General features: G+C 65.7%; 13 protein-coding genes and 1 tRNA gene. 10 read left to right on the forward strand and 4 right to left on the reverse strand.

The genetic code is table 11. The annotated features are described in order from the left end of the window. Positions 1-22 precede the first annotated feature (22 nt). From Cte04_RS20735 to Cte04_RS20745, 3 genes are all read left to right on the forward strand, one after another. Entirely contained in the window at positions 23-772 is a 750-nt protein-coding gene (locus Cte04_RS20735) for an HAD family hydrolase (protein ID WP_083526788.1), read from the forward strand. A gap of 34 nt (positions 773-806) precedes the next feature. Continuing rightward, positions 807-1,667, forward strand: a complete 861-nt coding sequence (locus Cte04_RS20740) for a DUF2189 domain-containing protein (RefSeq protein ID WP_066483672.1) — start codon at positions 807-809, stop codon at positions 1,665-1,667. 81 nt (positions 1,668-1,748) lie between these two features. Next, complete coding sequence (locus tag Cte04_RS20745) at positions 1,749-1,964, forward strand: DUF2788 domain-containing protein (RefSeq protein ID WP_066483674.1); 216 nt, start codon at positions 1,749-1,751, stop codon at positions 1,962-1,964. A 104-nt stretch (positions 1,965-2,068) separates the two neighbouring features. Here the strand turns inward: Cte04_RS20745 and Cte04_RS20750 are convergent, their stop codons facing one another. The 4 genes from Cte04_RS20750 to hpnC form a co-directional block, all read right to left on the reverse strand. Continuing rightward, positions 2,069-3,091, reverse strand: a complete 1,023-nt coding sequence (locus Cte04_RS20750; RefSeq protein WP_066483676.1) for a Bug family tripartite tricarboxylate transporter substrate binding protein — start codon at positions 3,089-3,091, stop codon at positions 2,069-2,071. A gap of 103 nt (positions 3,092-3,194) precedes the next feature. Further along, the gene (gene hpnE, locus Cte04_RS20755; RefSeq protein WP_066483678.1) at positions 3,195-4,568 is read right to left on the reverse strand and encodes a hydroxysqualene dehydroxylase HpnE; all 1,374 of its coding nucleotides are present in this window, start codon (positions 4,566-4,568) and stop codon (positions 3,195-3,197) included. Between the two features lie 24 nt (positions 4,569-4,592). After that, the gene (hpnD, locus tag Cte04_RS20760) at positions 4,593-5,432 is read right to left on the reverse strand and encodes a presqualene diphosphate synthase HpnD (RefSeq protein WP_066483679.1); all 840 of its coding nucleotides are present in this window, start codon (positions 5,430-5,432) and stop codon (positions 4,593-4,595) included. 172 nt (positions 5,433-5,604) lie between these two features. Further along, entirely contained in the window at positions 5,605-6,552 is a 948-nt protein-coding gene (gene hpnC, locus Cte04_RS20765) for a squalene synthase HpnC (RefSeq protein WP_066483680.1), read from the reverse strand. Between the two features lie 28 nt (positions 6,553-6,580). On the opposite strand from hpnC, the gene Cte04_RS20770 reads away from it, so the two are divergent. The 7 genes from Cte04_RS20770 to lon all read left to right on the forward strand — a co-directional run bounded on the left by Cte04_RS20770 (position 6,581) and on the right by lon (position 17,836). After that, the gene (locus Cte04_RS20770) at positions 6,581-7,825 is read left to right on the forward strand and encodes an efflux RND transporter periplasmic adaptor subunit (RefSeq protein WP_157082217.1); all 1,245 of its coding nucleotides are present in this window, start codon (positions 6,581-6,583) and stop codon (positions 7,823-7,825) included. Continuing rightward, positions 7,822-11,031: an efflux RND transporter permease subunit gene (locus Cte04_RS20775; protein ID WP_066483684.1), complete on the forward strand. Its 3,210-nt coding sequence runs from the start codon at positions 7,822-7,824 to the stop codon at positions 11,029-11,031. The genes Cte04_RS20770 and Cte04_RS20775 overlap by 4 nt, the downstream gene beginning before the upstream one ends. Before the next feature lie 87 nt (positions 11,032-11,118). Beyond that, a tRNA-Leu gene (locus Cte04_RS20780) sits at positions 11,119-11,205 on the forward strand. Positions 11,206-11,572: 367 nt separating this feature from the next. Beyond that, entirely contained in the window at positions 11,573-12,883 is a 1,311-nt protein-coding gene (gene tig, locus Cte04_RS20785; RefSeq protein WP_066483686.1) for a trigger factor, read from the forward strand. Between the two features lie 354 nt (positions 12,884-13,237). Beyond that, entirely contained in the window at positions 13,238-13,846 is a 609-nt protein-coding gene (gene clpP / locus Cte04_RS20790; protein ID WP_066483688.1) for an ATP-dependent Clp endopeptidase proteolytic subunit ClpP, read from the forward strand. A 152-nt stretch (positions 13,847-13,998) separates the two neighbouring features. Continuing rightward, the gene (gene clpX, locus Cte04_RS20795) at positions 13,999-15,261 is read left to right on the forward strand and encodes an ATP-dependent Clp protease ATP-binding subunit ClpX (protein WP_066483690.1); all 1,263 of its coding nucleotides are present in this window, start codon (positions 13,999-14,001) and stop codon (positions 15,259-15,261) included. A gap of 160 nt (positions 15,262-15,421) precedes the next feature. Then, positions 15,422-17,836: an endopeptidase La gene (gene lon / locus Cte04_RS20800; protein WP_066483695.1), complete on the forward strand. Its 2,415-nt coding sequence runs from the start codon at positions 15,422-15,424 to the stop codon at positions 17,834-17,836. The last annotated feature ends 104 nt before the right edge of the window (positions 17,837-17,940 follow it).

Genomic DNA, 17,940 nt, shown 5'->3' on the forward strand with positions numbered 1-17,940 from the left:
GCCGGGCGGCTATTCTTGGCGCATGCAACCCCAAATGACAACCGATATGGCCGTGGAAACCTTGCGGCAGCTGCGGCGCAGCGGGCGGATACGGGCCATCAGCCTGGACCTCGATGACACGCTGTGGCCCATCTGGCCGACGATTGCCAAGGCCGAAGCCGTTTTGCTGGACTGGCTGGCGGAGCATGCACCGGGCACGGCCGCGCATCTCGGCGACACGGCGAGGGTGCGGGCCCTGCGGCATGAGATCGTGGCGCTGCGCCCCGACCTGCGTGCCGACCTCAGCGGCCTGCGCCGCGAATCCATACGCCTGGCCTTGACGCGTGCCGGCGACGACCCGGCGCTGGCCGAGCCTGCGTTCGACGAATTCTTTGCTGCCCGCCAGCGTGTGGAGCTGTTCGACGATGCGTTGCCTGCCCTGCAGTTCCTGTCGCAGCGCTGGCCGGTGGTGGCTTTGTCCAACGGCAACGCCAATGTGCATGTGGTCGGGATCGGCCAGCACTTTCGCGCCTCCCTGTCGGCCAGCGACGCGGGCATGGCCAAGCCCGACGTGCGTTTTTTCCATGCCGCGGCCGAAGCGGCCGGCGTGGCGCCCGAGCACGTGCTGCATATCGGCGACGACGCGGCTCTGGATGCGCTGGGCGCCATGGATGCGGGTATGCACGCGGTCTGGCTCAACCGCGGCCGGGTAGCATGGCCGCACGAGGGGCGCGAGCCCCATATCACGGTGGCCAGCCTTTCGCAGTTGTGCCAGGGGCTGGCTGACAGTTGATCGCAAGATCGCCAGCCTAGCCCTTGCACAGCCTATGCCCGCCTGTCTGCCCACCCGCCTTTTCACTCCTCCGCCCCTGGCTCCCGTGCATGCAATCGGCTGGAGCCGCCCCTTTTTCTGGCTGAAGCAGGCCTTGCGGGACATGGCAAGGGCGCCGTGGATCAGCATGGCGCATGGAGGGGGCTTGGCCCTGATCGGCTGGGCCATACTGGCGCTGGGGCACAATCGCTTCTGGCTGATGGCCGGCGCGCTGTCGGGTTTCCTGGTGGTGGGGCCCGTGGTGGCGACCAGCCTGTATGCACTCAGCCGGGCGCAGGAGCGCGGCGAGAGGGCCGATGCCTCGCTGGTCCGCAGAACCTGGATGCAGTGGCAAAGCGGCCGCGCCACGGCGCAGGCCGGCTACTGGTGCATGGTGCGCTTCGGCCTGCTGCTGGCGCTGGCGGCCACTGGCTGGGTTGCCGTATCGGCTTCGCTGATCGTGGTCATGTCGCCCGTGCCTGTGGCAACGCCGGCGGACTTCGTGGCGCATGTGGTGCTGGCGCAGGATGGCGGACTGTTCCTGGGATGGATGGCGCTGGGCAGTTTTCTGGCCGCGCCCATTTTTGCGTCCAGCGTGGTGGCCATGCCGCTGATGCTGGACCGGCGCGTGAGCATGCGCCAGGCCGTGCTGACCAGCTGGTTGGCGGTGATTGCCAATCCGGGGCCTCTGGCCCTGTGGGCGGCGTTGATTGTTTTGTTGACCTTGCTGGGCCTCGGCAGCTATTTGCTGGGGCTGGTGGTTGTGATGCCTTTGCTGGGGCATGCGAGCTGGCATGCCTATCGTGATCTGGTGGATGCATCGGCCTTTCCCGCGCGGGATGCCGATGACCGGGCCCTTGCCCCGGGCGGCCGGTGAGAGGGCGGGCGGCAGCGGACCGAAGCCGCTGCCCGTTCAGGCAAGCACCCGGCCCGCAGGGTATGCGTAGGATGGCTTGCCGTGATATTCGGGTTCACAGAAGAACAAATTGCCCATTTCTTCCTCACCTATGGCGTGGGGGCCTTCATCATCTTCATGGTGTTCATCATCCTGCAGCTGGCGCGCCAGTCCAAGGCAGGGAAGTTCGGCACCTTCGTGATCTTCCTGGGCCTGGGCGTGGGCTTTGTCGGCTACCTGGCCAAGATCATTATTCAATGGTGGATAGAAAGCCACTGACCTGCGGCCCTTGGCGCGACCTCCCTCAGAGACATCGAGCAAGGATCGCCCGCAGCGAAGATGAAGTCCCCCTTCAGCGGGAAGCGGCATAGCCGCTCAGGGAGTTAACCAGGTTTCACCTGGGCCCGCTGGAGCACCTTCTGCCAGCGGGTCTGCTCGGTGGCGATGAATTGCGCGAACTGCTCTGGCGTGCTGCCGATGGGCTCGGCCGCGTCGCCCTGCAGACGTTTGAGCGCATCGGGCGCCTTGACGGCCCTGGCGCATTCGGCGGCCAGCTTGTCCACATGCGGGCGCGGCAGCGACGAGGGGGCGAGCATGCCGTACCACTGGGTCATTTCGAAACCGGGAAAGCCCTGTTCGGCCACCGTCGGCACATCGGGCAGCTGGGGCAGGCGCTTGGCCGAGCCGGTGGCGATGCAGCGTACCTTGCCGGCCTTGATGAAGGGCAGCAGCGCCGCCGCGCCGACCGATGCCGCGTCGAGGCGGCCCGAGAGCAGGTCCGTCATCATCGGGCCGGTGCCGCGATAGGGCACGTGCAGCATGAAGATGTCTGCCGTCATCTTCAGGTATTCGAAAGCCAGATGGCCCGCGCTGCCGTTGCCGGCCGAGCCGTAGCTGAGCTTGGCCGGGTTCTTCTTGGCGTAGGCCACGAGTTCGGCGATGTTCTTGACCGGAAGGTCCGGATGCACCACGTACAGGCTGGGAATCTTGGCGAGCAGGCTGACGGGCACGAAGTCCTTCTTGGGGTCGTAGGGCAGCTTGTCGAAGATGTAGGGGTTGACCGCCAGCGTGCCGATATGGCCCAGGATGACGGTGGACTGGTCGTCGGCCCGCGCCACTTCCTGCATGGCGATATTGCCGGCGGCGCCGGGCTTGTTGTCCACGAACACGTTCTGGCCCAGGGTCTTGGACAGCTCCGCAGCCGTGGAGCGCGCCACGATTTCCGAGCTGCCGCCCGGTGCGAATGGCACGACGAAGCGGATGGGTCGGGTGGGCCAGGCGGCGTCGGCGGCCTGTGCGCGCGTGCCGATCAGGCTGCCGCAGGCCAGGGCGCCGGCTCCGGCAAGCAGGTGCCGGCGGGAAAGGGATAGCAGCGCGCTGGTCGGCACGTCGAATGTCTTGGCCATGGAGTCTCCGGTTGTTTTCTGATGGGTATGGCGGGTCTGCGCATGGTGCGCAGCCTGGCTGTCAATTGGCTGTCAAATGGCCTGCTGAGGGGCCGATGCCACATCAGGTTTTCCCGGGGCTGCCCGGCGGCGTCTGTGTGCCGGCTAGCTGCCGCGCAGCCTGGATGCCGCTGCGCACCGCGCCTTCCAGCGTGGCCGGATAGGGGCCGTCGACATAGTCGCCGCAGGCCCACAGGCCGTGGCCCAGCTCCATGCCGGGGCGCTGCAGGCCGGGCGTGCAGGCAAAGGTGGCGCGCTTTTCGACGACGGTCCGGACAGGCTGGATGTCCTGCCAGCCCAGCTGTTCGCGCGCCTGCTGCAGCACTTGCTGCTGCAGTGTCGCGCGCTCCGTGCGGCAGTCGCTGACGACAAAGGCCATCAGACCTGGCCGGGCCGGATCATGCGCCTGCGCAGGCATCAGGTGGCTGCGGTCGAAAACGAACTGCGCAGGCTGCCCGGGGCCGGGGCGCAGGGCCAGCCAGGGCAGCCCGGAAGGCAGCCGTTGGCCGGTATGGGCATAGACGGTGGCAATGGCCGTGTGTTCCAGCGCCTGCGCGGCCTGCGCCCAGCGCCGGTAACGCAGGCCTTCGCGTGCGGGCAGGCGCTCGTCCCCGGCGGCGGCCAGCGCCAGCCGGGCCGCTTCCTGCGGGGGGCAGGCCAGCAGCACGGCATCGAAGTGCGCGGGTTCGGCAACTGCCGTGGATTGCACCGGCGCGTGCACTGCCCACTGCCGGCCCGGCGGAGCCAGCTGCTGCACGCGGCGGCCCGTATGCACGGCATGGCCGTGCGCCTGCAGCCATCGTGCGGCGGGCTCCGGGAGCAGCGCACCAAGGCTGACGCGCGGCACCAGGAAGTTCGAGCCGCCGCTGCCGGCAAACAGGGCGTCCTGCAGCACGCGCAGGAACACGCTGCCGCTGGCCCGGGCCGTGGGCAGGTTGAGGGCCGAGACGCACAGCGGCTCCATGAATTCGTCGAGCAGGCGCTGCGGCAGGCCGTGGCAAAGCTCGGCCACGGTGGCCGTCGGTGCGCAGCGAAAGCCCTGCACGCGCCAGCGCAGCGCGCGCGCCAGCAGGGCCAGGCGTTCGCGCAGCGTCCAGCCGCGGGCGGCTGCAATGCCGAAAAGCGCATCCAGCGGCGCGGGCAGAGGGGGGAAGGCCAGGCCGCTGCCGTCGGCATGGCGCATGGCCAGGGGGCGGCGCAGCAGGCCCTCCGTTTCGGAGATGCCGACCGACCGCATCAGGTGCAGGCATTCGGCATAGGCGCCTATCAGAATGTGCTGGCCGTTGTCGGCCTCGAGGGCACCAGGCAGCTCCAGCGTGCGGGCGCGCCCGCCCAGGTGGCGGCCGGCTTCGAAGACGCAGGGGTCATGGCCGTCCTGCGCCAGCTGCACGGCGGCGGCCATGCCGGCCCAGCCGGCGCCGACGATGGCGACTTTCATGAAGCAGGAGCGTGCATGCGCTCTTTACATCCGGCCCAGCGCCTGCATTTTCCAGGCCAGCCAGAGCTTGCGCATGGGCGGCAGGCTGATGCGCTGGTGCAGCACCTGGAAATTCTCGGCCTCGATCTCGCGCAGCAGCGTGCGGTAGATGCTGGCCATCATCAGGCCGGGCTTCTGGGTGCGGCGGTCGGCGCCGGGCAGCAGGGCCAGGGCCTTGTCGTACAGGCCATGGGCGCGTTCGGCCTGGAAGCGCATCAGCGCCGTGAAGCGCTCCGAATATTCGCGCTTGTTGATTTCGTGCGCCTTCACGTCGAACTGCTGCAGCTCGCTGATGGGCAGGTAGATGCGGCCGCGCAGGGCGTCCTCGCCCACGTCGCGGATGATGTTGGTCAGCTGCAGCGCCTGGCCCAGCGTGTGGGCGTAGGCGGTGGTGCGCTCGTCCTGCTGGCCGAAGATGCGGGCCGCGACCTCGCCCACGATGCCGGCCACCAGGTGGCAGTAGCGCTGCAGGCCGGCAAAGTCCAGGTAGCGCGTCTGCTCCAGGTCCATCTGGCAGCCTTCGATGACGGCCTGCAGGTGGCGCTCCTCGATGCCGTAGGTGGCGGCATGCGGCATCAGCGCCTTCATGACCGGGTGCGTGGGCTGGCCCGCAAAGGCCTGGTGCACTTCGTTGCGCCACCAGGCCAGCTTGGTGGCGGCCACGCCGGGATCGGAGACTTCGTCCACCACGTCGTCCACTTCGCGGCAGAACGCATAAAAGGCCGTGATGGCGGCGCGGCGCTCCTTGGGCAGGAAGAGGAAGGCGTAGTAGAAGCTGCTGCCCGAGGCGGCGGCCTTGTCTTGGACGTACTGATCCGGATTCATAGGGGTGGCATTGTCCCATGCCGGCCCGCGCTCGGCGCCGGCACGGGGCTATTGAATACGATAGCTGCCAGCGCCTGCAGCTACTTCATTTCAAAGGCATTTCGTACTGCATATCAATGGGCAAGGGTGCAGACAGCTATGCTTTTCATATCTGCCGGACAAGATGCCCTGCTCAGTTCCGGGGCTTCATCCGCCAGGCGCGCCACAGCATGCGCGGCAGATCGCCTTTGCGCAGCTGCACGCGCCGGTAGAGGTTGGCGCCCTGCATGCGGTCGAGCTTGTCCAGAATGGCCAACCCGCCTTGCACCACCAGGCGCAGTTCCCAGCCGGCCCGGCCGGGCAGCCGGTGCACCAGGGGCGCGCCCTGCCGCATCAGGGCGCGGGCCCGGGCAGCCAGCGCGGCCAGCAGTGCCCGCACGGGCGCGGTCAGCGCGGCGCGCTCGGGGCGCAGGTCCGCGCGGGCCAGGCCGTGGGCGTGCAGGTCGGCATCCGTCACGTAGTGGCGGCCGCGCGGCAGGTCTTCGCTGAGGTCCTGCCAGAAGTTGATCAGCTGCAGCGCGGTGCAGATCACGTCGCTTTGCGCCAGCGCCTGAGCGTCGTGCACGCCGTACAGGTGCAGCAGCAGGCGGCCTATCGGGTTGGCCGAGCGGCGGCAGTAGTCCAGCAACTGCTCCGTGTCGGCATAGGCGGCCTGGCTGGCGGTCATGCGCACGTCTTGCTCGAAGGCGTCCAGCAGGTCGTCGAGCAGGTCCATGGGCAGGGCATGGGCCCGGACCTGCGCGGCCAGCGGCGCAAGGACCTGGGACCAGGCCGTGCGGGTCAGCATTTCGTCCTGCCGGGGCGTGCCCAGCTGCCGCAGGTCCGCGCGCAGGCGCTGCAGCGCGGCCAGGCGCTCGGCATGCGGCGCATCGCCTTCGTCGGCCAGATCGTCGGCCGTGCGCGCGAAGTGATAGATGGCCGCGATGGGCGGACGCAGCGCAGGAGGGCACAGCCAGGAGGCGACGGGAAAGTTCTCGTAATGCGTGACGGCCGCCGGCCGGGCGGATGCCGCAGCAGACGAGGTCGCGGAAGGGGCGGGAGGATCGCGTTGGACGTTCACGCCCGCTATTGTGGCGGTCATTGGCGAACGCTCGTGCACAATCTGCGCCATGGCTTCAACCAACCCTCTCATTTTCCGCCTGCCCCTCGCGAAGAAGGGCCTGCGCTCCCGCGTTCTGCATGCTGGCGCCCTGTCTGCAGTGGCCGCCGCCGTGCTGCTGTCGGCCTGCTCCAGCAAGGAGGCTGCGCCCGAGCCGGTGCGCTCGGTCAAGCTGCTCACGGTGGGCGAAGGGCAGATCCAGTCGCAGCTCGAATATTCGGGCGATGTGCGCGCCCGCGTGGAGTCGCGCCTGGGCTTTCGTGTCGCGGGCAAGATCGTCAAGCGCGAGGTGGAGCCGGGCCAGCATGTGAAGGCCGGCCAGGTGCTGGCGCGCCTGGATGCGCGCGACTACCAGCTCAGCGCCGATGCGGCGCGCGCCCAGGTGGCTTCGGCCACCACGCAGCGCGATCTGGCGGCGGCCGATGTCAAGCGCTTTGGCGCGCTGCGCGCCCAGAACTTCATCAGCGCGGCCGAGATGGAGCGCCGCGAAGCCAGCCTCAAGGCCGCCCAGGCCACGCTGGACCAGGCCAAGGCCCAGCTGGCCGCCCAGTCCAACCAGGAAAACTACACGCTGCTGGTGGCCGATGCGGACGGCATCGTCACCAGCGTCAATGCCGAGCCCGGCCAGGTGGTGGCTGCGGGCACGCCGGTCATGGGCATTGCCCAGGACGGCGCGCGCGATGCCGTGTTCAGCGTGCCCGAGGACAAGCGCGCGGCCGTCCGGATCGGCCAGGGCGTGCGCATCACGCCCTGGGCCGGCGAACAGCCGCCGCTGGAGGGCCAGGTGCGCGAGGTGGCTGCCAGTGCCGATCCGGCCACGCGCACCTACCAGGTCAAGGTGGCGCTGCCGGGGCAGGCGGCCTTGCCGCTGGGTGCGACCATCCGCGCCCAGCCGCAGGGCATGAATGCTGCCGGCCAGGCAGCCATCAAGCTGCCGACCACGGCCTTGCGCCAGGAAGGGGGTGGCGGCCAGGGCACGGCGGTATGGGTGTTCGATGCGGCCAGCAGCACCGTCAGGCTGCAGCCCGTGCAGATTGCCACGGCCGACGGCAACGAGGCCGTGATCGCGTCGGGCCTGGCGCCCGGCATGCAGGTGGTGGCGACCGGCGTGCATGTGCTCACGCCGGGGCAGAAGGTCACGGTCTACCGCGACAAATATGCAAAGAACCCTGCACAAACCAAGGAAGGGCATGCGCCTGATGCTCCTGAAACCGTAGGGGCTGGCGGGGTGAAGGCCGCGGAGGGCAGCCGGTGAGCGCGCCGCGCAAGGCTGCGCCGGGGGCGCATTTCAATCTTTCGCGCTGGGCGCTGGACCATGTGGCGCTGACGCGCTATTTCATGGTCGTGATCATGGTGCTGGGCTTTGCGGCCTATTTCCAGCTGGGGCAGGACGAGGATCCGCCGTTCACTTTCCGCGCCATGGTGATCCGCTCCTACTGGCCGGGTGCCACGGCCGAGCAGATGGCCCAGCAGGTGACGGACAAGATAGAGCGCACGCTGCAGGAGGTGCCGTACGCGGACAAGATCAGCAGCTACTCCAAGCCCGGAGAGTCGCAGGTCATCTTCCAGCTCAAGGACAACTCCCCGCCGGGGCAGGTGCCGCAGCTGTGGTACACGGTGCGCAAGAAGGTGGGCGACATGCGCTACACCTTGCCGCAGGGCGTGCAGGGGCCGTTCTTCAACGACGATTTCGGCGACGTCTATGGCGTGATCTACGCGCTGCAGGCCGACGGCTTCAGCTATGCGGAGCTCAAGACCATGGCCGACGACGTGCGCCAGCGCCTGCTGCGCGTGCCCGACGTGGCCAAGGTGGACCTGTTCGGCGTGCAGGACGAGAAGGTGTACGTGGAGATCTCGCCCCAGCGCCTGTCGCAGCTGGGGCTCAATCTCAACCAGGTGCTGGACCAGCTCAACCAGCAGAACGCCGTGGCCAGCGCGGGTGTGGTCCAGGCCCCGCAGGACACGCTGCAGCTGCGGGTGAACGGCCAGTTCGCCGACATGGAGCAGCTGCGCGCCATGCCGATACGCGGCCCCTCGGGCAGCATGCTGCGGCTGGGCGATATCGCCACCATCGTGCGCGGCTATGCCGATCCGGCCAATGTGAAGGTGCGCTTCCAGGGGCAGAACGCCATCGCGCTGGGCGTTTCCATGATCAAGGGCGGGGACATCATCCGCCTGGGCAAGGCCCTGCATGAGGCTTCGGCCCAGATCGGCAAGAGCCTGCCGGCCGGCGTGACGCTGACCAATATGCAGGACCAGCCCAAGGCCGTGGCCGATTCCGTGGGCGAGTTCGTGCACGTGCTGATCGAGGCCGTGGTCGTGGTGCTGGCCGTCAGCTTCATCAGCCTGGGCTTTCACAAGCGCGAAGGGCGGCAGCCCTGGTACAGGCGCTGGTACATCGATCCGCGCCCGGGCCTGGTGGTGGGCATCACGATTCCGCTGGTGCTGGCGGCCACCTTCCTGGCCATGTGGTACTGGAATATCGGCCTGCACAAGGTCTCGCTGGGCTCGCTCATCATCGCCCTGGGCCTGCTGGTGGACGATGCCATCATTTCCGTGGAGATGATGGTGCGCAAGATGGAAGAGGGCTACGAGAAATACCGCGCGGCCACCTTTGCCTACGAGATCACGGCCAAGCCCATGCTGACCGGCACGCTGATCACGGCCGCCGGCTTTCTGCCCATCGGCATGGCCAAGTCCATGACGGGCGAGTACACCTTTGCCATCTTCGCGGTGACGGTGATCGCGCTGGTGCTCAGCTGGTTCGCCTCGGTGTACTTCGTGCCCTATCTGGGCCTGCTGCTGCTCAAGCGCCCGCCCCATGCGGCCACCCTGCCGCCCGAGGTGGCGTCGGGCGAGGTCCGGGCCGAGGACGCCTGCATCAACACCGCGGCCGGCGAGCATGAAGTGTTCGACAGCCCGTTCTACAACCGCTTCCGCCGCATGGTGGACTGGTGCGTGCAGCACCGCTGGCTCACCATCGCCGCCACGGTACTGGTGTTCGTGCTGGGACTGGCGGGCATGGGCAAGGTGCAGCAGCAGTTCTTCCCGGACTCCAGCCGCCCCGAGGTGCTGGTGGACATCTGGTTCCCCGAAGGCACGGCGCTGCAGGCCAACGAGGCGGTGACGCGCCGCGTCGAGCAGCGCTTCATGCGGCTGGACGGCGTGGAATCGGTCAGCGAATGGATTGGCTCGGGTGTGCCGCGTTTCTATCTGCCGCTGGACCAGGTGTTTCCGCAGAACAATGTCTCGCAGTTCATCCTGGTCGCCAAGAGCCTGCCCGAGCGCGAGACGCTGCGCAAGCTGCTGCCGGCGCTCATGGCCGAAGAGTTCCCCGAGGTGCGCGCCCGCGTCAAGCTGCTGCCCAACGGGCCGCCGGTGCCGTATCCGGTGCAGTTCCGGGTGATGGGCAGCGACCCCGCCAAGCTGCGCACCTATGCGGACGAGGTCAAGAAGGTCATGATGGAAAACGCCGACATGCGCGGCGTCAACGACAACTGGAACGAGTCCATCAAGGTGGTGCGCCTGCAGATCGACCAGGACAAGGCCCGTGCCCTGGGCGTGACCAGCAAGTCCATCGCCGATGCGACCAGCATGAATTTCAGCGGCACCACCGTGGGCCAGTACCGCGAGGGCGACAAGCTGATCGACATCGTCATGCGGCCGCCCGGCAACGAGCGCGACATGATTTCCGACATCGCCAACACCTATGTCACCACGGGCACGGGCCAGTCCATTCCGCTCACGCAGATCGCCAAGCCGGCCATGGCCTGGGAGCCCGGCGTGATGTGGCGCGAAAAGCGCGACTTCGCCATCACCGTGCAGGGCGACGTGCGCGAAGGCTTGCAGGGCGCCACCGTCACCAACGAACTGCTGCCGAGGCTGCGCGAGATCGAGTCCGCATGGCATGCGGCCGGCGACACGGGCTACCGCATCGAGGTAGCCGGCGCGGTGGAGGAAAGCTCCAAGGGATCGGGCGCCATCGTGGCCGGCGTGCCGGTGCTGCTGTTCATTGTCTTCACGCTGCTCATGCTGCAGCTGCGCAGCGTGAGCCGCTCGCTGCTGGTGTTCATCACCGGGCCGCTGGGCATTCCCGGCGTGGCGGCAGCCTTGCTGCTGCTGGGGCGCCCGTTCGGCTTCGTGGCCCTGCTGGGCGTGGTGGCACTGATGGGCATGATCCAGCGCAACTCGGTGATCCTCATCGACCAGATCGAAGCCGGCCGGGCCCAGGGCCTGGCGGCCTGGGATGCGATCGTCGAGGCGGCCGTGCACCGCCTGCGTCCCATCGTGCTCACGGCCGCGGCCGCCGTGCTGGCCATGATCCCGCTGTCGCGCAGCGTGTTCTGGGGCCCCATGGCCGTGGCCATCATGGGCGGTCTGATCGTCGCCACCGCGCTGACGCTGCTGGCGCTGCCGGCCATGTATGCCGCAGTCTTTCGCATCAAACGCGAGAATGCCTAGAGGCAGATTGGCCAGAGAGGTAAAAAATTGCGGCTAGAATCTGCATCTTGACCGCAGTAGACGCATTTTTGCGCTCTCTGCTGGACCGCGCGGGTGGCGAAATTGGTAGACGCACCAGGTTTAGGTCCTGACGGTGGCAACACCGTGCCGGTTCGAGTCCGGCTCCGCGCACCAAGAAATTCCCGCCACGGCGACCCAGCCCGTATCCCCTGAAAGATACGGGCTTTTTTCATGTCTGGCCATGCACGGTTCCGGCGCGTGAAGGGGCAAGGCATTGCCAGCACCACCTGGCCCCTTGCGGGCAAACCCGGTTGCGGGCTCGGGATAGGGGCGGTTGGCGCCTCGTTATAATGGTCGGCTTCGCCTGTATCCATTCACGACCGCCTGGCGCCAGACGCCACAGCCGCCGGATGCAGGCTCCGGAAAATCTAAGGTGCCGCAGTTCGCAAGATTCTTTGTCTGTGCGCACCGTGACTTTGCGCAATTACGGTGCGGGTTGCAGCAGCAGCCTGCACGGTCCACATCCCTCATAGGAAAAATCATGGCCGTTAACGTCGAAACTCTTGAAAAGCTCGAGCGCAAGATCACGCTGAGCGTGCCCCTGTCCTCCATCCAGTCCGAAGTCGATGCCCGCCTCAAGAAGGTGGCCCGCACCGTGAAGATGGACGGCTTCCGTCCCGGCAAGGTGCCCATGAGCGTGGTGGCTCAGCGCTACGGCTATTCCGTCCAGTACGAAGTGCTGAACGACAAGGTGGGCGAAGCGTTTGCCGCCGCCGTGAACGAAGCCAACCTGCGCGTGGCCGGCCAGCCCAAGATCACCGAGAAGGAAGGCGCGCCCGAGGGCGAAGCCCAGTTCGACGCCGTGTTCGAAGTGATGCCCGAAGTCAAGATCGGCGATCTGGCAACGGCCGAAGTCGAGAAGCTGACCGCCGAAGTGGACGATGCCGCCATCGACAAGACCGTGGACATCCTGCGCAAGCAGCGCCGCACTTTCACCGAGCGTGCAGCAGCCGAGGCTGCCGTGGACGGCGACCGCGTGACCGTGGACTTCGAAGGCAAGATCGACGGCGAACCCTTTGCCGGCGGCAAGGCCGAAGATTTCCAGTTCCTGGTCGGCGAAGGCCAGATGCTCAAGGAGTTCGAAGACGCCGTGCGCGGCATGAAGGCAGGCGAATCCAAGACCTTCCCCCTGGCTTTCCCCGCTGACTACCACGGCAAGGACGTGGCCGGCAAGACCGCCGACTTCCTGGTGACGGTCAAGAAGGTCGAAGCGCCCCAGCTGCCCGAAGTCAACGAAGAGTTCGTGAAGACCCTGGGCGTGGAAGGCGGCTCTGTAGAAGCCCTGCGCGAAGACATCAAGAAGAACCTGGAGCGCGAAGTCAAGTTCCGCGTCCAGGGCCGCAACAAGCAGGCCGTGATGGACGCCCTGGTGTCCAAGGCCGAGCTGGAACTGCCCAAGGCTTCGGTTCAGGCCGAAGTGGCCCGCCTGCTGGAAGGCGCCCGTGCCGAACTGCATCAGCGCGGCATCAAGGACGCCGCCCAGGCCGAGATCCCCGAAGACATCTTCCTGCCCCAAGCCGAGCGCCGCGTGCGCCTGGGCCTGGTCGTGGCCGAGCTGGTCAAGACCAACAACCTGCAGGCCACGCCCGAGCAGATCAAGGCCCATGTGGAAGAGCTGGCCTCCAGCTATGAGAAGCCCGAGGACGTGGTGCGCTGGTACTTCGGTGACCGCAACCGCCTGGCCGAGGTGGAAGCCGTCGTGATCGAAAACAACGTGACCGACTTCGTGCTGGGCAAGGCCAAGGTGACCGACAAGGCCGTGTCCTTCGACGAACTGATGGGCCAGGCCTGATAGCTTGGACCCTGTCGCGCCTGCCGCCTGGCGGCAGGTGAACAAGACATGACGGGCGGGGCTTGTGCTTTTACGCGCAAGCCCCATTTTCGTTTGGAACGTGTTTACGATCTTGTCGCTGCTGCGTTGGGATGCAATCGGGGTGAGCGCGAAGAAACCGTCCGGTTTCACCCCGACCCTTAGGAGTAGCGCCTTTGCGGGTGGTCTGCGGTGTTGCGAATCTTGCCAATAGCGAGCTAGTGGCTGCGAGCCACGCCTGGCATCCCATCCCGCGAAGTTGCTGGCGCAGCGTCGAGAAGATCGTGAATACGTTCTGGATTGCGGCTACAGTAGGCGCATAGCACTGGAGAAGATATGAGCGCATTGGAAACGTTGGGTCTGGGCATGGTGCCCATGGTCATTGAACAGTCGGGTCGCGGCGAGCGCTCCTACGACATTTACTCGCGCCTGCTCAAGGAGCGCGTGATTTTCCTGGTCGGGGAAGTGAACGACCAGACGGCCAACCTGGTGGTTGCCCAGCTGCTGTTCCTCGAAAGCGAAAATCCCGACAAGGATATTTCCTTCTACATCAACTCCCCCGGTGGCAGCGTGTCGGCAGGCATGGCGATCTTCGACACCATGAACTTCATCAAGCCGGACGTCTCGACGCTGTGCACGGGCATGGCTGCCAGCATGGGCGCCTTCCTGCTGGCTGCCGGTGCCAAGGGCAAGCGCTATGCGTTGCCCAATGCCCAGGTCATGATCCACCAGCCGCTGGGCGGTGCGCGTGGCCAGGCCACCGAGATCGAGATCCACGCCCGCGAGATCCTCAAGACGCGCGAGCGCCTGAACAAGATCCTGGCCGAGCGCACAGGCCAGCCCCTGGAGAAGATCCGGCACGATACCGAGCGCGACTATTTCCTGTCGGCAGAGGAAGCCAAGGACTACGGTCTGGTTGACCAGGTCATCAGCAAGCGTGCCTGAGCAGGGCCGGCCGTCAGGCCGGCTCTGTCCTGGCCGTGAATACGCTCTATGACCCTGATGCGGTCAATGGCGGCGTTTGCCCTTGAAGGGAAACGCCGCTTTGTCTTTGGTTATCATCTTTTTTCGTTTTTTTGCAACGAGGCACTGCCCCCATGGCCGATAAAAAAGGCTCTTCCACCGAAAAGAATCTGTATTGCACCTTCTGTGGCAAAAGCCAGCATGAGGTCAAGAAGCTGATTGCAGGTCCATCCGTTTTCATCTGCGACGAATGCATTGACTTGTGCAATGAGATCATTCGCGACGAACAGCCGGCCGCAGATGCCAAGGAAGGCCGCAGCGATCTGCCCACACCTGCCGAAATCAAGACCAATCTCGATAACTACGTGATCGGCCAGGAGCAGGCCAAGCGCACGCTGGCCGTGGCGGTCTACAACCACTACAAGCGCCTGCGCTACAAGGACAAGGCCGGCAAGGACGAAGTGGAGCTGGCAAAGAGCAATATCCTGCTGATCGGCCCCACGGGCTCCGGCAAGACGCTGCTGGCCCAGACGCTGGCACGCCAGCTCAACGTGCCCTTTGTGATGGCCGATGCGACCACGCTGACCGAAGCCGGCTATGTGGGCGAGGACGTCGAGAACATCATCCAGAAGCTGCTGCAAAGCTGCGAGTACGACGTGGAGCGCGCGCAGCGCGGCATCGTCTACATCGACGAGATCGACAAGATTTCGCGCAAGTCCGACAACCCCAGCATCACGCGCGATGTCTCGGGCGAAGGCGTGCAGCAGGCCCTGCTCAAGCTCATCGAAGGCACCATGGCCAGCGTGCCGCCCCAGGGCGGGCGCAAGCACCCGAACCAGGACTTCCTGCAGATCGACACGACCAACATCCTGTTCATCTGCGGTGGCGCATTCGCGGGCCTGGAAAAGGTGATCGAAAACCGTACCGAGGCCTCGGGCATCGGTTTCGGCGCTGCGGTCAAAAGCAAGAAGCAGCGTTCGATCTCGGAAGTGTTCCAGGAGATCGAGCCCGAAGACCTGATCAAGTTCGGCATCATTCCCGAGCTGGTGGGCCGCATGCCTGTGGTGACGGCGCTTGCCGAACTGGGCGAGGACGCGCTGGTGCAGATCCTGACCGAACCCAAGAATGCGCTGGTCAAGCAGTACAGCAAGCTGCTGGCCATGGAAGGCGTGGAGCTGGAGATCCGCCCCGCGGCCCTCAAGGCGATTGCCCGCAAGGCGCTGGCGCGCAAGACCGGTGCTCGCGGCCTGCGCTCCATCCTGGAGCAATCCCTGATTGGTACCATGTTCGAGCTGCCCAATGCGGAGAACGTGGAAAAAGTCGTGGTGGAGGAAGCCACCATCGAGGACGGCAAGGCCCCGTTGCTGGTTTACCGGGAAGCTGCAAAAAAAGCCTGATGGAGACAGGCAGTGCGGCGCCGGACGCAATAGGCGGCCGGCATCGTGCCTTGCAGGCCTTCAAAGGCCCATATCCCTGAGGCGGGAAAAACAATTTCTGTCTCAGGGTTGAAATACACCGGTAGGCGGACCATCTTCCGCAAAGAAACCGAGGATACCTATGTCTGGACAAACCCCTTTGCCTTCCACACCGCTAGACCTGCCACTGCTGCCGCTGCGCGATGTGGTGGTGTTCCCGCACATGGTGATTCCGCTGTTCGTGGGTCGCGCCAAGAGCATCAAGGCTTTGGAGCTGGCCATGGAAGGGGATCGCCGCATCATGCTGGTGGCGCAGAAGACCGCTTCCAAGGATGAGCCGGCCGCCGAAGACATGTTCGATGTGGGGTGCGTCTCCACCATCCTGCAGATGCTCAAGCTGCCCGACGGCACCGTGAAGGTGCTGGTGGAAGGCCAGCAGCGTGCCCTGGTCAAGAACGTGAACGACGAGGAGTCGCACTTCACCTCGTCCGTGGTGCCTGTGGAGCCTGACGAAGAGGCCAGCAAGCCCAGCGAGATCGAAGCCCTGCGCCGCGCCGTGACGCAGCAGTTCGACCAGTACGTCAAGCTCAACAAGAAGATTCCGCAGGAAATCCTGACCTCGATCGCCAGCATCGACGATGCCGGACGACTGGCGGACACGATTGCCGCGCACCTGCCGCTCAAGCTCGAGAACAAGCAGGCCGTGCTCGACCTGGTGGACATCAAGGAGCGCCTCGAGAACCTGTTCGAGCAGCTCGACCGCGAGGTGGACATCCTCAACGTCGACAAGCGCATCCGCGGCCGCGTCAAGCGCCAGATGGAAAAGAACCAGCGCGACTTCTACCTGAACGAGCAGGTCAAGGCCATCCAGAAGGAACTGGGCGAAGGCGAGGACGGGGCCGACATCGAGGAGATCGAAAAGAAGATCAAGTCGGCCCGCATGCCGGCCGAGGCGCGCAAGAAGGCCGAAGCCGAGCTCAAGAAGCTCAAGCTGATGTCGCCCATGTCGGCCGAGGCCACGGTGGTGCGCAACTACATCGACGTGCTCACCGGCCTGCCCTGGAGCAAGAAGACCAAGATCAAGCACGACCTGGCCAATGCCGAGGCTGTGCTCAACGAGGACCACTTCGGTCTGGAAAAGGTCAAGGACCGCATTCTCGAATATCTTGCCGTGCAGCAGCGCGTGGACAAGGTCAAGGCGCCGATCCTGTGCCTGGTCGGTCCTCCGGGCGTGGGCAAGACCTCGCTGGGCCAGTCCATCGCCAAGGCCACCGGTCGCAAGTACGTGCGCATGGCGCTGGGCGGCATGCGCGACGAGGCCGAGATTCGCGGCCACCGCCGCACCTATATCGGTGCCATGCCGGGCAAGGTGCTGCAGAGCCTGGAGAAGGTCGGCACCCGCAACCCGCTGTTCCTGCTCGACGAGATCGACAAGCTGGGCATGGATTTTCGCGGCGACCCGTCCAGTGCCTTGCTGGAGGTGCTGGATCCCGAGCAGAACCATACCTTCGGCGACCACTACGTCGAGGTGGACTTCGACCTGTCCGACGTGATGTTCGTGGCCACGTCGAACTCGATGAACATTCCTTCGGCCCTGCTGGACCGCATGGAAGTGATCCGCCTCTCGGGCTACACCGAAGACGAGAAGGCCAATATCGCGATGCGCTATCTGCTGCCCAAGCAGATCACCAACAACGGCGTGCGCGACGGCGAGCTGGAAGTCACCGAGTCGGCCATCCGCGACATCGTGCGCTACTACACGCGTGAAGCCGGCGTGCGCTCTCTGGAGCGCGAACTCTCCAAGATCTGCCGCAAGGTGGTCAAGGGTCTGCAGCTGGGCAAGCTCCAGCCCAAGGTCGTGGTTTCCGCCGAGAATCTCAACGAATACCTGGGGGTGCGCAAGTACAGCTACGGCCATGCCGAACGCAACAACCAGGTCGGTCAGGTCGTGGGCCTGGCCTGGACCGAGGTGGGCGGCGATCTGCTGACCATCGAAGCCGCCACCATGCCCGGCAAGGGTGTGATCACGCGCACCGGTTCGCTGGGCGACGTGATGAAGGAGTCGGTGGAGGCCGCCCGTACCGTGGTGCGCAGCCGTGCGCGTCTGCTGGGCATCAAGGACGAGGCCTTCGAGAAGAAGGACATCCACGTGCACGTGCCCGATGGCGCGACGCCCAAGGACGGCCCGAGCGCCGGTGCCGCCATGACGACGGCCTTCGTCTCCGCTCTGACGGGCATTCCCGTGCGAGCCGATGTGGCCATGACGGGCGAGATCACCCTGCGTGGCGAAGTGACGGCCATCGGCGGCCTCAAGGAAAAGCTGCTGGCGGCCCTGCGCGGCGGCATCAAGACCGTGCTGATCCCCGAGGAGAACGTCAAGGATCTTCAGGAGATTCCGGACAACGTGAAGAGCGGTCTGGAGATCGTGCCCGTCAAGTGGATCGATCAGGTGCTCAAGGTGGCGCTGGAGCATGTGCCAGAGCCCCTGGCCGAGGAACCGGTGGCAGCCGTTGCGGCCACCGATGCCAAGCCGTCCGAAACTGCGGTCAAGCATTGAGTTTGAAAAAATTGTGGCGTTTTTCCTGAACCCTTCAAGAACTGCGCTACAATTCATTCCATCGCAGCAAACAACGTTGTACAATGTTGGGCTTCGGTAGATAA

The organism is Comamonas terrae (assembly GCF_001544075.1).
Classification (GTDB): Bacteria; Pseudomonadota; Gammaproteobacteria; order Burkholderiales; family Burkholderiaceae_C; genus Comamonas; species Comamonas terrae.